The following is a 15,124-nucleotide window of genomic DNA, read 5'->3' on the forward strand; positions in this document are numbered from 1 at the left end:
GCCCCCCCCCCGGGGGGGGCCCCGCCGCCCGCCCCCCCCGCCGCGGGGGGGGGGGGGCCCCCCCCCCCCGGGGCCGCCCCCCCCCCGGGCGGGGGGGGGGGGGGGCCCCCCCCCCCCCCCCCCCCCCCCCTCCGTCATACGCTGTGCGGTCGTGCGCCGTGCGGCGCTTCGCCCGTGGTGCTAGTGCCGCGTCGGGCAACGTTCGCCCCGACGCGGCACTAGTTGCGGGCCTGGAGGAGGTCCTCCAGCTGCTCCTCGCGGGCCTGGGCCGCCACGAAGAGCAGTTCGTCGCCCGGCTCCAGGGTCTCCTCCGCGTGCGGGGTGAGGACCCGGTTGCCCCGGATGATCGTGACCAGCGAGGTGTCCTCGGGCCAGGCGATCGTGCCGATCTGGGTCCCCGCGACCGAGGAGTCGGGCGGCAGGGTCAGCTCGACCAGGTTGGCGTCGCCGTGGCTGAAGCGCAGCAGCCGCACCAGGTCACCGACGCTGACGGCCTCCTCGACCAGGGCCGACATCAGCCGCGGCGTGGAGACCGCGACGTCGACGCCCCAGGACTCGTTGAAGAGCCACTCGTTCTTCGGGTTGTTGACGCGGGCCACGACCCGCGGGACCCCGTACTCGGTCTTGGCGAGCAGCGAGACGACGAGGTTGACCTTGTCGTCGCCGGTCGCCGCGATGACCACGTTGCAGCGCTGGAGCGCCGCCTCGTCCAGCGAGGTGATCTCGCAGGCGTCGGCCAGCAGCCACTCGGCCTGCGGGACCCGCTCGACCGAGATGGCGGTCGGCGCCTTGTCGACGAGGAGCACCTCGTGGCCGTTCTCCAGCAGCTCACCCGCGATGGAGCGGCCCACCGCGCCCGCTCCGGCGATCGCGACCCTCATGCGTGTGCCTCCTCAGGGCCCTCGGTGAAGGCCGCCTCGACCTTGTCGATCTCGTCCGTCCGCATCATCACGTGGACGAGGTCGCCCTCCTGGAGGACGGTCGCCGACGTCGGCAGCACGGCCTCGCCCAGCCGGGTGAGGAAGGCGACCCGGACCCCGGTCTCCTCCTGGAGCCTGCTGACCTTGTGCCCGATCCAGGCGGCCGAGGTGTGCACCTCGGCGAGCTGCACCCCGCCGCTCGGGTCGCGCCACAGCGGCTCCGCGCCCGAGGGCAGCAGCCGGCGCAGCATCTGGTCGGCGGTCCACCGCACGGTGGCGACCGTGGGGATGCCCAGGCGCTGGTAGACCTCGGCGCGCTTGGGGTCGTAGATGCGGGCGGCGACGTTCTCCACGCCGAACATCTCCCGGGCCACCCGGGCGGCGATGATGTTGGAATTGTCACCGCTGCTGACGGCCGCGAAGGCGCCCGCCTCCTCGATCCCGGCCTCCCGCAGGGTGTCCTGGTCGAAACCGACCCCGGTGACGCGACGGCCGCCGAATCCGGCTCCCAGCCGGCGGAATGCGGTGGGGTCCTGGTCGACCACGGCGACCGTGTGCCCCTGCTGTTCCAGGGTCTGCGCGAGGGCGGAGCCCACTCTTCCGCAGCCCATGATGACGATGTGCACGGCCGTCCTTCCGGCTGTCAGCGGCGCGCTGGTTTTCAGCCTCATTGCATGCTCTGGCTTAACAGGGTCTCAGACCATGGCCCAAGCTACACACGGGCGGTCACGAGTGGGACCTCTTGCCGCGCAGTCGGTGGGCAATTGCGGCGGGATGGGGCGCGCGGTTCGTCACCCTGATTTCGAACGCTTACGATCCTCTGCGTGTCCAAACTGACCGACGTGCCCAAACGCATCCTGATCGGCCGGGCGCTACGCAGCGACCGCCTCGGAGAAACGCTCCTCCCCAAGCGGATCGCCCTTCCCGTCTTCGCCTCCGACCCGCTCTCCTCCGTGGCGTACGCCCCCGGGGAAGTCCTGCTGGTCCTGTCGATCGCGGGTGTCTCGGCGTACCACTTCAGCCCCTGGATCGCCGCCGCGGTCGTGGTGCTGATGTTCACGGTGGTCGCCTCCTACCGTCAGAACGTCCGCGCCTATCCGAGCGGCGGCGGCGACTACGAGGTCGCCAACACCAATCTCGGACCCAAGGCCGGTCTCACCGTCGCGAGCGCCCTGCTCGTCGACTACGTCCTGACCGTCGCCGTCTCGATCTCCTCCGGAGTCGAGAATCTCGGTTCCGCCGTCGATTTCGTCATCGAGCACAAGGTGCTCTCGGCGATGATCATGATTGTGCTCCTCACGCTGATGAACCTGCGCGGAGTGAAGGAGTCCGGGAATTTCTTCGCGATTCCGACCTACGTCTTCGTCGGCGCCGTCTTCGCGATGATCGCCTGGGGCGCCTTCCGGGGTCTGGTCCTCGGGGAGACCATGACGGCCCCCACCGCCGAGCTGGAGATCAAACCGGAGCACCAGGGACTCGCGGGCTTCGCCCTGGTCTTCCTGCTGCTGCGCGCCTTCTCCTCCGGCTGCGCGGCCCTGACCGGCGTCGAGGCCATCAGCAACGGCGTCCCCGCCTTCCGCAAGCCCAAGAGCAAGAACGCCGCCACCACCCTCGCCCTCATGGGCGTCCTCGCGGTCACCATGTTCTGCGGCATCATCGGCCTGGCCATGGCCACCAACGTCAGGATGGCCGAGAACCCCTCCGCCGACCTGCTCCGCGACGGTGTCCCCGTCGGCGACGGATACGTCCAGAACCCGGTGATCTCCCAGGTGGCCGAGGCCGTCTTCGGCAACGGCAGCTTCCTCTTCATCCTCCTCGCCGCCGCCACCGCGCTGGTCCTCTTCCTGGCCGCCAACACCGCGTACAACGGCTTCCCGCTCCTCGGCTCGATCCTCGCCCAGGACCGCTACCTGCCGCGCCAGCTCCACACCCGCGGCGACCGGCTCGCCTTCTCCAACGGCATCGTGCTGCTCGCGGGCGCCGCCATGCTCCTCGTGTGGATCTACGACGCGGACTCCACGAAGCTGATCCAGCTCTACATCGTCGGTGTCTTCGTCTCCTTCACGCTGAGCCAGATCGGCATGGTCCGGCACTGGAACCGCCACCTGACCACGGAGCGCGACCCGGCCACCCGCCGCCGGATGCACCGCTCCCGGGCGATCAACACCTTCGGCGCGGCCTTCACCGGCCTGGTCCTGGTCGTCGTCCTCGCGACCAAGTTCACCCACGGCGCGTGGGTCGCCCTGCTCGGCATGGTGATCTTCTACGGCACGATGTCCGCGATCCGCAGGCACTACGACCGGGTCGCCACCGAGATCGCGGCGGCCGAGGGCCCGAGCGACGACAGCGTGCGCCCCTCCCGCGTCCACTCGATCGTCCTGGTCTCCAAGGTCCACAAGCCCACCCTGCGCGCCCTGGCCTTCGCCAAGCTGACCCGCTCGGACACCCTGGAGGCGCTCAGCATCAGCGTCGACCCGGTCGAGACCAAGGCGCTGCGCGACGAGTGGGAGCGGCGCGGGATCAACGTGCCGCTCAAGGTCCTGGACTCGCCGTACCGCGAGATCACCCGCCCGGTGGTGGAGTACGTGAAGGGGCTGCGCAGCGAGAACCCGCGCGACGCCGTCAGCGTGTACATCCCGGAGTACGTGGTCGGCCGCTGGTACGAACACCTGCTGCACAACCAGAGCGCGCTGCGGCTCAAGGGCCGGCTGCTCTTCACCCCCGGGGTGATGGTCACCTCGGTCCCCTACCAGCTGGAGTCCTCGGAGCTCGCGAAGCGGCGGGCGAAGAAGCGGCAGGACTGGAACGCCCCGGGCGCGGTCCGCCGCGGGCCGGTGGACACCCCGAAGCCCCCCAGGGCCACGAAGGGCACCCCCGCCCCGAAGAACCCCGCCGCGAAGGGCTGAGCGGGTGCCGGTTCCGGGTCCCGGAACCGGGACCCGTTACCAGGCCCCGCTGCCGGCGCCGGGCAGGGCCGGGGCCGGGTTGGTGAACGGCCGGACGAGAGCCACGTAAACTGGTGGGTCGGCCGTCCGGACGTTCTCTCCTGATCTCCTGACCTTCCGATCTCCCGAACCACTTCGTTCGAACGAACCACTTCTTTCGAACCACTCTCCTTGGAGCCTTCCCACCATGACCGAGCAGAACGAGAAGCAGTCACTGGTCGGGGAGGAGTACGAGGTCGAGGTCGGCCCCGTCGCACACGGCGGGCACTGCATCGCCCGGACCGGCGACGGCCGCGTCCTCTTCGTCCGCCACACCCTGCCCGGCGAGAAGATCGTCGCCAAGGTCACCGAGGGCGACGAGGACTCCCGCTACCTGCGGGCCGACGCGGTCACCGTGCTGGAGGCCTCCAAGGACCGCGTCCCCGCCCCCTGCCCGTACGCGGGCCCCGGCAAGTGCGGCGGCTGCGACTGGCAGCACGCCAAGCCCGGCGCCCAGCGCCGCCTCAAGGGCGAGGTCGTGACCGAGCAGCTCAAGCGGCTCGCCGGGCTCACCCCGGAAGAGGCCGGCTGGGACGGTACGGTCATGCCCGCCGAGGGCGACAAGCTCCCGGCCGGGCAGGTGCCGCAGTGGCGCACCCGCGTCCAGTTCGCCATCGACGAGGACGGCCGCGCGGGCCTGCGCAAGCACCGCTCCCACGACATCGAGCCCGTCGACCACTGCATGATCGCCGCCGAGGGCGTCTCGGAGCTGGGCATCGAGAAGCAGGACTGGCCGCAGATGGCCACCGTCGAGGCCATCGCGGCCTCCGGCTCCGGTGACCGCCAGGTCGTCCTCACCCCCCGCCCGGGCGGCCGGCTGCCCCTGGTCGAGCTGGACAAGCCCGTCTCGGTGCTGCGCGTCGAGGAGAAGGACGGCGGGGTCCACCGGGTCCACGGCCGCCCCTTCGTGCGCGAGCGCGCGGACGGCCGCACCTACCGCGTCGGCATGGGCGGCTTCTGGCAGATCCACCCGCAGGCCGCCGACACCCTGATCCGCGCCGTCATGCAGGGCCTGATGCCGCGCAAGGGCGAGATGGCCCTCGACCTCTACTGCGGCGTCGGCGTCTTCGCGGGCGCGCTCGCGGAGCGGCTCGGCGACACGGGCGCGGTCCTCGGCATCGAGTCGACCAAGCGCGCGGTCGAGGACGCCCGGCACAACCTGGCCGACATGCCGCGCGTCCGCATCGAGCAGGGCAAGGTCGAGCAGATCCTGCCCAAGACCGGCATCACCGAGTGCGACCTCGTCGTGCTGGACCCGCCCCGCGCGGGCGCCGGCAAGCAGACGGTCCGCCACATCGCGGGCCTGGCCGCCCGCCGCATCGCCTACGTCGCCTGCGACCCGGCGGCCCTCGCCCGCGACCTGGGCTACTTCAAGGAGAACGGCTACAAGGTCCGCACCCTGCGCGTCTTCGACCTCTTCCCGATGACCCACCACGTGGAGTGCGTCGCGATCCTGGAGCCGATCAAGGCAGACGCCTGACCTGAGGGGTCGGGCAGGATGCCCGACCCGGGTCCCGGGCCCGGTTCCGTGGAGAACGTGGCTGGTCGTTGCCGTGGGTGCCCACACCCACGGCAACGGCGTTCGGCTGCGGCAGAGAGTCTCGCCGGACAGCTCGGACGTAGAGGGCAGAAGGCCACTCCCACATAGGCCGTTCCCGTACGGGCTCAAGCCGTACGGGAACGGTTTCGGAGCGTCGACGCAGGTTCAACCGCTGTCCGGCGCAGGCGGCGCCTCCCGTTGAGCGGCTCCAGACGTCGCGCACGGCCTTCGGCCCAAGTGATCCACGCCTTGGTGCCGTCCCGTTGAGAACCGAGACGGAGATTCACAAGGTCACATTGCGGTGTGAATCAGCCAAGTACTTTCGCCCCTGTCTGCGGCTCCGCCCGCTGCGGGACAATGGCAGACGATGACCGTCACCACCAGTGCCCCGGAACCACGACCGGACGGCTACAGCCCCTTCGCCCACCTCACCGTCCAGAACACGGTTCTCTACCGTCAGGTGATGCGGGTGTTCGGCGTCGCCAAAGAGCGGTTCGCGGTACACCTGCGTCCCGAGGATGTACACGCCGCCCTGCCCGCCGAGGCGCGACCCGCAGAGTTGGACGTCGTGGTCAAAGCGCTGGACAGCCTCGTCGGCTGGGGCAACCTCCGCGCCGATCCCGACACCGCGCGTGTCACGGCCGTCGAGGACTTCTACCAGAAGCGGTTCATCTACCAGCTCACCCGAGAGGGAGAGGGCGTCGAGGAAGCTCTGGGCGTCTACGACGGGGCGCTCGGGCGGCGCGGCGCGTTGCAGGCCGTCGCCCTGCACGACATCGTCACCCAATTGCGGGCCCTCCTGGTGCTGGCGGCCGAGGAACAGCCGGATCAAGCCAAGACGCACCTGGCGCTTGACACGCTGGCGAGCCGGTTCGCCGCCCTTGCCGACAACGCCCGCGCCTTCATGGGGTCCCTGCAACGGACCATCGACCTCCACGACGTGGAAGAGGAAGTCTTCCTCGCCTACAAGGACCGGCTCATCCAGTACCTGGAGCGATTCATCCAGGACCTGATCACCCTTGGCGGGCGCATCGCCCGGCTGATCCTGCAACTGGAAGACGCCGGGAGCATCGAGCTGCTCCTGCGGGCGGCGGCAGCCCGCGAGGCGGCCGACGCCTCGCCGGAGGAGGCCGAGCACGCGGAGCGGGAGGCGTACGACCGCTGGTCCGGGCGCTGGTCCGGGCTCGCGGCGTGGTTCATCAGCCGGGAGGGGCGCGAGTCGCAGGCCAGGCTGCTGCGCGGCCGGGCCCTCGGCGCGATCCCCCAGCTCCTGGCCGTCGTACGGTCGCTGAACGAGCGCCGGGCCGGGCGCTCCGACCGGTCCGCCGACTTCCGTACCCTCGCCCGCTGGTTCGCGGAGGCTCCCGACGACGACGCCCGGCACCGGCTGTGGCGCACCGCCTTCGGGCTGTATCCCGCCCGGCATCTCACCGTCGACGCCGACACCCTGGCCGCCCGCGCGGCACTGCCGGTCCCCGCTGCCACCTCGTGGTCCGAGGCCGAGCCGCTGAGGATCAGCCCACAGCTCCGCCGCACCGGCAGCTATGAGCGGCGCGGCAGGCCCCGCAAGGTCGAGGACCGGGGGGAACCGCGCCGCAGACTCGCCGAGGTGGCCGCCAAACAGGCCGCCGAGACCGCCGCGGCACGCGCCCGGCTCGTCACCGACGGAATGACCAGGCTCTCCGGACTCGGCGAACTCGACCCCGTCTCCTTCGGACTCTTCCTCCAACTCCTCGGCGACGCGCTGGCCACCTGGCGGCCCGGCATGAGACACACCGTGGCCACCAGTAACGACGGCTCCATGGAGATCCGGCTCAGCGCGCTCGCCGACGGCGCCACCGCGGAGATCCGGACGGCTGGAGGCGTTTTCCGCGGTCCCGACCACCTCATCGAGATCATCGACCTGACGGACGGAGGCGGCGACCGGTGAACAGTGCCCCGCTCGCCGAGGTGCTCGACGGCCAGCACGCGGCCGACCTCCGCAAGGCGGCTCGCGCCCTGCTCAAGCAGCCTCTCCTGCTCGCCCGCGGCCGGTCCGCCGATGAGTTCCGCCTCGTCCGCCGGCACGCCGGCGAACTGCGCGAATGGTTCGACCGCAATACCGGCTGGTCACTCCAGACGGATGCCGAGGCCGCTCGCCTGCGGAAGATTCCCGGGGTCCTCACCGACCCCACCCACCCCGCGCGGGAGGCCACCCGCGCAGCTGCCCCCTTCACCCGCCGCCGCTACGTGCTGTTGTGCCTGGCACTGGCCGCCCTCGAACGTGGTGAGGCCCAGATCGCGCTCGGCCGCCTCGCCGATCAGGTCGTCCTCGACGCCGCCGACCCTCACCTCGTCCGGGTGGGCATCCAGTTCACGCTGGACCGCCGCGACGAGCGCGTCGACCTCGCCGCCGTCGTACGGCTCCTGCTCGGCCTCGGTGTGCTGCGGCGCGTCGCCGGCGACGAGGAGGCGTACGTCAGCGGAGCGGGCGACGTGCTGTACGACGTGGAAAGGCGCGTGCTGGCCGGACTGCTCGCCGCGCGCCGCGGCCCCTCCACCGTGCACGCCGAGACCCCCACGGACCGCCTCGCCGAACTCGTCGCCGAGACCGCTCTGGACAGCGACGAACTGCGCTTTCGCGCGATGCGGCGTTCGCTGACCCGCAGGCTCCTGGACGACCCCGTGCTCTACTACGACGAGCTGACCGACGCCGAACTCGGCTACCTCACACGGCAGCGGGGCTTTCTCACCGCCCGCATCACCGAGCTGACCGGCCTGGTCCCCGAGGTGCGCGCCGAAGGCATCGCGATGGTCGACCCGGACGACGACCTCACCGACGTCCGGATGCCCGAACAGGGAACCCACGGGCACATCACGCTGCTCCTCGCAGAACATCTGGCCGCGGCGGGCGGCCCCGTCACCACCGACCGGCTGGCACTGCGGGTCCGGGAACTCGCCTCCGAGCACGGCGGGTTCTGGGCCAAGTCCGCGCGGGAGCCGGGCATGGAAGCCGAACTCGTGGAACAGGCGGTCTCCCGGCTCGCCGCCCTCGGGCTGGTCTCCCGTACGGCCCATGGAGTGGCGCCCCGCCCGGCCCTCGCCCGGTACGCGGTCGGCGAGAGCGTCGTACACGAACCAGGCACCGCACGTATGCCCGCGCAGCGAAAGGCCAGTAAGCCGTGACCCGCCTCCCCGCCCCCCTGCGATCCCGTTGGCAGCCCCTGCGCATCGGGCTCGTCGACCTCTTCCACTACGACGTGGAGGAGTTCCACTTCAGGGACGGGCGCCTGCTCCTGCGGGGGAACAACGGAACCGGCAAGTCCAAGGTGCTCGCCCTGACCCTGCCCTTCCTCCTCGACGGGGACCTCAGCTCACGCCGGGTCGAACCCGACGGCGACCCCGGCAAACGGATGGAGTGGAACCTGCTCCTCGGCGGCGAGCACCCGCACTCCGAGCGGCTCGGCTACACGTGGATCGAGTTCGGCAGGCTCGACGAGACCAGCGGCGAGCGGCATTTCCGTACGCTGGCCTGCGGACTCAAGGCAGTCAGCGGGCGGGGCATCGCCCGCCACTGGTACGCGCTCACCAGCCAGCGCGTCGACCACGGCCCGGGGGCCGCCGCCGAGACGTCCCTGAGCCTGCTCGACGCCACCGGAACGGCCCTTTCCAGGGACCGGCTCGCCGAGGCCGTCACCGGGCACGGCATGGTGTACGACCAGGCCAGGACCTACCGCAGGGCCGTCGACGAGGCACTCTTCGGACTCGGCGAGCAGCGGTACGGCGCCCTGGTCGACCTGCTCATCCAGCTGCGCCAGCCGCAGCTGTCCAAGCGCCCCAACGAGGCAGCCCTGTCCCGAGCCCTCACCGAGGCGCTGCCACCCATGGACCAGGCGGTCATCGCGGACGTGGCCGAGGCGTTCCGCTCCCTGGACGAGGAGAAGGAGGAACTGGCGGCTGCCTCCGCCGCCGAGCGGGCCGCCACAGCCTTCCTGGACCACTACCGGCGTTACGCCCGGATCGCCACCCGCCGGCGCGCCCGCCTCCCGCGCGGGGAGCACTCCCGCTACGAGCACCTTCAGCGGGACCTCGCCGAGGCGCAGGCTCAGCGGACCCGGGCCCAGGAGGCACGGGCGGCGGCAGAGGAACGGATCGCCGCCCTGGAAGAGACCCAGGCGCGCCTGCGGGCCCAGGACGCGGCTCTGCGCGAGGGCCCCGAGATGCGCAGCGCCCGGGAACTGGAACAGGCGGCCAAGGAGGTGGAGCGGACCGACCGCGCCCGCGGCCGGGCCCGGGACGACCGGGACCAGGCGGCAGGTCTGCACACCCGGGCGCTCGGACGGCTCGGCGCGGCCGAGAACCGGCTGCGCGCCGCCGACCTGCTGGCCGAGGGCACCTTCCGCACGGCACGGGAGGCGGCTGCCGCCGCACGGATCGACCTGCCGGGGGACGACGGGCCGCCGGAGCCCGAACTACGGCGCGCCGCCGAGCAGTCGATGGACCGGGGGCATCGCGCGCTCGCCCACGCGGAGGACCTCGCGGAGACGGCTGAGCGGGCGGCCCAAGGGAAACGGCAGGCATCGGTCCGCCTCGACGAGGCGGACACCGACCTCGACCAGACCACTGCGGCGCAGGACCAGGCGGAGGAAGCGGCCGCACGGGCGGGGCGGGCCCTGCTGGACGACGTACGGGAACACGCGCGCGCCTGGACCGAGCTGGCCTGCCCCGACCCGGCCGGCCTGCTCGACGAACTCCAGGAGTGGACCCGGCATCTCGACGGGCCCTACCCGGCCCGCGTGCACGCGGCACGCGCCCACAGTGCGGCCTCGGCACATCTGGCCGACGAGGCGGCCGGTGCGGCCCGCCGGACGGCAGAGCTGGCAGTACGCGTCGGCCGGGTCCGCGAGGAGATCACCGTGCTGGAGGCGGGCGGCCGGCGCGGCCCCCAGCCGCCGCCCACCCGCACGCCCGGTCTGCGCGAGCGGCTTCCCGGCGCACCGCTGTGGCGGCTGGTGGACTTCCACGACGGCCTTCCGGAACAGGAGCGCGCCGGACTGGAGGCGGCGTTGGAAGCCTCCGGACTGCTCGACGCCTGGGTGCTTCCCGACGGCTCCGCCCTCACCGCGGACGGACACGAGGTACTCCTCTCCCCGGCGAACGGCCCGGTTCCCGGGCCCTCGCTCGGCGGGCTGCTGCGCCCGGCCGCGGACGGCGGCGACGCGCAGGCCGCGGCGGTGGGTGAGGACACGGTGGTACGGCTGCTCGCCTCCATCGGCGCGGGAGGGGACGCCGGAGCCGGCACCTGGGCCGGGGCGGACGGGTGCTTCCGCGTCGGCACCCTCACCGGCCGCTGGGCCAAGCCCGCCGCCGAGTACGTCGGCGAGGGGGCGCGGGAGGCCGCGCGGCGGTCCCGCATCGCCGCCCTGCGTACGGAACTCGACCTGCTCCAGCAGGAGTCGGACAAGGTCGCGGCGAGGTCCGGGGCGGTGGCCGCGCGCCGCCGCACCCTCGATGCCGAGCTGGCCGGTGTACCCGACGAGGCCCCCCTCACCAGGGCGCACGCCCAGGTGACCGCCACCGGTGAGTCGGTGCGCCGGGCTCGCCGGCGGCGCGAGGACCGCGCCGCCGACCTTCTGGAGGCAGCCGGGCAGGCCGAACGGGCCGCCACCGGGTTCACCGAGGCCGCCGGTCAACTCGGCCTGCCTGCCGACCGGGCCGGACTTGCCGGGGTACGGCAGGCCCATGGAGCCCTCGCCCTGGCCTTGGCCGCCCTGTGGCCGACCCTGCGCGAACGAGGCGAGGCGGCCCACCACGTGGAGGAGGAAGGAAGTGAGGCCGGGCAGGCGGCCGAACGGAGCACCGAACTCACGCTGAGGGCCGAGGAGGCCGGGCGAGAGGCCGCGGCGGCGGACGAACGGCACACCACGCTGCGCTCCACCGTCGGCGCGGCAGTCGCCGACCTCGAACGACGGCTCACCGAGACCGCCGGAGCCCTGCGCGTCTGTGACGCGGAGCAGCGGCTCACCCGTAAGCGCCATGCCGACACGGACCGGGAGGCGAGCAAGGCCGAAGGCCGCATCGAGCAGTTGGAGAAGGGCCTCGCCGACGCGGTCGCGGCGCGCGCCGAAGCCGTCGCGGGGCTCCAGCGGTTCACCACCACCGGCCTGATCGCCGTCGCCCTGCCGGACCTCCCGGTGCCGGCCGCGGGTGACGGCCCTTGGGCAGCCACCCCGGCGATCGCGCTCGCCCGCGCCATCGAGTCCGGGCTGACGTCGGCCGACGACTCGGACGGCGCCTGGGAACGCGTACAGCGCCGGCTGAGCGAGGAACTCAAGACCCTGCAGGACACACTGTCCCGGCACGGGCACACCGCCTCCGCCCGGATGGTGGAGGACGGCATGGTCGTCGACATCGTCTACCAGGGCCGCGAGCGCGCCGTACCCGAACTCGCCGAGGCCCTCACCGCGGAGGTGGGTGAACTCACCCGCATTCTGTCGGCCCATGAACGGGAGATCCTGGAGACCCACCTGATCACCGAGGTCGCGGGCACCCTCCAGGAACTCATCGGGGCCGCTGAACGACAGGTGCGCGACATGAACGCGGAGCTGGAGGACCGCCCCACCTCCACCGGCATGAAACTGCGGCTGCTCTGGCGGGCCTCCCGCAAGGCCCCCTCCGGACTCGCTCCGGCCCGCGAGAGGCTGCGTCAGTCCGCCGACGCCTGGACCCCGGAGGACCGGGCGGCGGTGGGCGAGTTCCTCCAGACGCAGATCGCCCGGCAGCAGACGGACGACACCTCGGGCAGCTGGCTCGAACACCTCACCGCCGCGCTCGACTACCGCTCCTGGCACGAATTCGGGGTCGAGCGGCACCAGCACGGCCGTTGGGTACCGGCCACCGGCCCGGCCTCCGGCGGCGAACGGGTCCTCGCCGTGTCCGTACCGCTGTTCGCCGCCGCCTCCTCGCACTACGCGAGCGCGGGCAGCCCGTACGCGCCGCGCCTGGTCACCCTCGACGAGGCATTCGCGGGAGTGGACGACGACTCGCGAGCCAAGTGCCTGGGCCTGCTGCACGCCTTCGACCTGGACGTGGTGATGACCAGCGAACGCGAGTGGGCCTGCTACCCCCAGGTACCTGGAATCGCCATTGCCCAGCTCTCGCGGATCGACGAGGTGGCGGCGGTACTCGTCACCCGCTGGGAATGGGACGGCACCAGGCGGCGGCGCCGGGAGGACCCGGTGCGAGCGCCCGGCCGGGGGAACGCACAGGAAGAGACGGCCGGACCGGAGCTGCTGTGGACCTGACACCCACCGATCGGCCCGTCGACGAGGTCAGGCTGCGCCGTCTGCTGGGTGACCCCCACCTCGACTGGCTGGTCGGCCGGGCGCGCCGGCGCCTGGAACGTGAGCAGCCTCTGACCGGACCGGTTTCTCTCAGCGTGCCCACGCCGGCCCAACGGTCGTCGGCCGAGCGCCTGCTGGGCCGCTCCCCTGGGAGCGGGCGCTCCGTGACCGTCCGGCTCGACGAGGTGGACGCCGTCCTGCGCCGCTCCGGGATCAGCCCCGACGGCCTGGCCGCCGCGGTGGCCGCGCTCACCGGGCCGGTCATCCTGCTCGGCCCGGCCCGTGACGCCGAGGACCGGGCCTGGCAGGAGGCGTACGCCCAGGTCGGGGCTCTCGCGGAAGAGGTCCCGGTCCTTGCCGCGTGGGCGGACCGGATACGGGGCGACGGCCTGGTCCGGCGCCTCGTCGGCACACCTGCCGCGGCCCAAGAACTCCTCGGCCACGTGGTCACCGTCCTGCGCGCCCTCCCCGCGGACCCGCCCGTCTCGCTTCCCGCCTTCGCGGCCCGGCTGCTCGGCGGCGCCCATGCCCTGGACGACGGCACCCCCTTGGCCACCCTCACCCTGAGCGGCCTGCGCGCCTTGACCGGATTCCCCGACGGGACAGGCGCGGAGTGGCGCCGTGAGGCGTGGGCGTCGGCGGGCCTGCTCCGTGACGAGCTGTCCTCGACGGTCCTCACCCTCAACCTGCGGGGCACGCCCGCCCTGGACTGGACGGCCGACGCGGGCGAGCCGTCCGTCCTCACCCTCCGCCAGCTCGTCCGCCACCCCGTCGCCGCTTCTGCCCCGGCAGTCCGGGTCTGCGAGAACCCGGCGGTGCTCGCGGCGGCGGCCGACGCGCACGGGGCTGATTCCGCCCCGCTGGTGTGTCTCCAGGGCCAGCCGTCGGCCGCGGCACTCACCCTCCTGCGCCACCTGCACGAGGGCGGAGCCGTGCTCCACTACCACGGGGACTTCGACTGGGGCGGCCTGCGCATCGCCTCGGCGCTGCTGCGCCGCGTCCCCTGGCTGCCCTGGCGCTACACGGCCGCCGACTACCGCGCCGCGGCCCTCGCGCACTCCGGCGGCCCGCCCCTCGCCGGACAACCAGCCGAAGCGCCCTGGGACCTGGACCTGGCTCCGGCTCTCGCGGAACTGGGTGTCCGGGTCGAGGAGGAGACGCTCCTCGACGTGCTCCTGTCGGACCTCCGCATGGCTCCTCCGCCTCACCACACGTAGGACACGGTCTCAGCGACCGGTTGTCCGGGTCCCCCCGGTGGGTGGTGTCGTTTCAGCGCGGGGACGGGGCGGGGCCGGGGTTCTCGTCGTTCTCGGTGGGGAGGGGCGCCTCGGCGAGGAAACGGGCGATGCGTTCGTCGTCGTCACGGGCCTCCTTGCCGGAGATGCGCATCGACGCGCCGTCCGGGCGGGTGACGATGACGGTCCGCTGCGGTACGCGGGCCAGCCACACCTGTACGCCCGCGACGATCAGGGACCCCCCGCTGAAGACCACCCCGACGAGGTCGGTGACCGTACCGCCTCCGGCACGGCCGGGGTCGGGCCGTTCGGCGGGGAGGCGGAGGGCGGCCACGGGGTCGGCTTCGGTGATCGCGGCGAGCAGGTCCTGTGCCTCGCGCCGGGCGTGCTCCGGGTCGGCGTCGAGGATGGAGACGCGGTGGTCGGCCGGACCCGCGTGGGTGGTGCTCATGTGGTCTGTCCCCCTCTGTCACTGTTCCCCGTGCGGCGGGCACGCGGATCGTCCAGGCTAACCGGGGACCGGGGCGCGGGTCCGGTCATTTCCGGGAAGATCCCGGCCACCGGCGCAGAACCGGGAGGAGGAGGGGGGACCCGCCGTCCGGCCCTTCCCGCAGGTCAGCGGTCAGCGGTCAGTGGTAAGCGGTCGGTGGTCGACGGGGAGGCCGGAGGGTTCCTTGACGCGCTTCATGACGATCTGCGAGTTGACCTCGGTGACCCCGGAGAGCGCCGTCAGCTTCTCGATCCACAGGCGTTCGTACGCGCGCAGGTCCGCGACCGCGATGCGCAGCAGGCAGCCGGGGCTGCCGAAGAGGCGGTACGCCTCGACCACGTCGGGGATGTCCTGGAGCGCCGCCTCGAACGCCTCGACGGCCTCGCGGTCGCGGCGCACCTCGACGGAGACCAGCACCTCGAAGCCGCGGCCCACGGCCTCGGGGGAGATCGCCGCGTGGTAGCCCAGGATCACCCCGTCCTGCTCCAGCCGGCGCACCCGGCGCAGGCAGGGGGAGGGGGTCAGACCCACTCGCTGGGCCAGCTCGTGGTTGCTGAGACGGCCGTCCGCCTGGAGTTCGCGCAAGATTTCACGGTCGATGGCGTCCATCGCGCAATGATCGCGCACCCCGTG

The 15,124-nt window shown here is 72.6% G+C and carries 10 protein-coding genes; 6 read left to right on the forward strand and 4 right to left on the reverse strand.

The annotated features are described in order from the left end of the window. Window positions 1-218: 218 nt before the first annotated feature. Both ACIA5F_RS18045 and ACIA5F_RS18050 read right to left on the reverse strand, forming a co-directional pair. Window positions 219-881 (reverse strand): potassium channel family protein, encoded by a 663-nt coding sequence (locus ACIA5F_RS18045; protein WP_399353984.1) that lies wholly within the window; start codon window positions 879-881, stop codon window positions 219-221. Next, window positions 878-1,546 carry a potassium channel family protein gene (locus ACIA5F_RS18050; RefSeq protein ID WP_399353986.1) on the reverse strand — a complete coding sequence of 223 codons (669 nt, stop codon included), beginning with the start codon at window positions 1,544-1,546 and terminating at the stop codon, window positions 878-880. Before ACIA5F_RS18050 ends, ACIA5F_RS18045 begins: the two co-directional genes overlap by 4 nt. 198 nt (window positions 1,547-1,744) lie before the next feature. Here ACIA5F_RS18050 and ACIA5F_RS18055 point away from each other — a divergent pair, with 198 nt between their 5' ends. The 6 genes from ACIA5F_RS18055 to ACIA5F_RS18080 all read left to right on the forward strand — a co-directional run bounded on the left by ACIA5F_RS18055 (window position 1,745) and on the right by ACIA5F_RS18080 (window position 13,983). Beyond that, window positions 1,745-3,826, forward strand: coding sequence for an APC family permease (locus ACIA5F_RS18055; RefSeq protein WP_399353988.1), 2,082 nt, complete (start codon window positions 1,745-1,747; stop codon window positions 3,824-3,826). A gap of 226 nt (window positions 3,827-4,052) precedes the next feature. Continuing rightward, a complete protein-coding gene (locus ACIA5F_RS18060; RefSeq protein ID WP_399353990.1) occupies window positions 4,053-5,384 on the forward strand; it encodes a class I SAM-dependent RNA methyltransferase in 1,332 nt (443 codons plus the stop codon). Between the two features lie 427 nt (window positions 5,385-5,811). Further along, window positions 5,812-7,374 (forward strand): TIGR02677 family protein, encoded by a 1,563-nt coding sequence (locus tag ACIA5F_RS18065; protein WP_399353992.1) that lies wholly within the window; start codon window positions 5,812-5,814, stop codon window positions 7,372-7,374. Continuing rightward, window positions 7,371-8,609: a TIGR02678 family protein gene (locus ACIA5F_RS18070; RefSeq protein WP_399353994.1), complete on the forward strand. Its 1,239-nt coding sequence runs from the start codon at window positions 7,371-7,373 to the stop codon at window positions 8,607-8,609. The genes ACIA5F_RS18065 and ACIA5F_RS18070 overlap by 4 nt, the downstream gene beginning before the upstream one ends. Further along, window positions 8,606-12,727, forward strand: a complete 4,122-nt coding sequence (locus ACIA5F_RS18075) for a TIGR02680 family protein (RefSeq protein ID WP_399353996.1) — start codon at window positions 8,606-8,608, stop codon at window positions 12,725-12,727. Before ACIA5F_RS18070 ends, ACIA5F_RS18075 begins: the two co-directional genes overlap by 4 nt. Then, a complete protein-coding gene (locus ACIA5F_RS18080) occupies window positions 12,718-13,983 on the forward strand; it encodes a TIGR02679 family protein (protein WP_399353998.1) in 1,266 nt (421 codons plus the stop codon). The genes ACIA5F_RS18075 and ACIA5F_RS18080 overlap by 10 nt, the downstream gene beginning before the upstream one ends. A 52-nt stretch (window positions 13,984-14,035) precedes the next feature. Here ACIA5F_RS18080 and ACIA5F_RS18085 read toward each other — a convergent pair whose 3' ends face one another. Both ACIA5F_RS18085 and ACIA5F_RS18090 read right to left on the reverse strand, forming a co-directional pair. After that, window positions 14,036-14,452 carry a hypothetical protein gene (locus ACIA5F_RS18085; protein WP_399354000.1) on the reverse strand — a complete coding sequence of 139 codons (417 nt, stop codon included), beginning with the start codon at window positions 14,450-14,452 and terminating at the stop codon, window positions 14,036-14,038. Between the two features lie 171 nt (window positions 14,453-14,623). Then, complete coding sequence (locus ACIA5F_RS18090) at window positions 14,624-15,100, reverse strand: Lrp/AsnC family transcriptional regulator (protein ID WP_399354002.1); 477 nt, start codon at window positions 15,098-15,100, stop codon at window positions 14,624-14,626. Window positions 15,101-15,124 lie beyond the last annotated feature (24 nt).

The organism is Streptomyces sp. NPDC051567, from assembly GCF_044454165.1.
Lineage (GTDB): Bacteria > Actinomycetota > Actinomycetes > Streptomycetales > Streptomycetaceae > Streptomyces.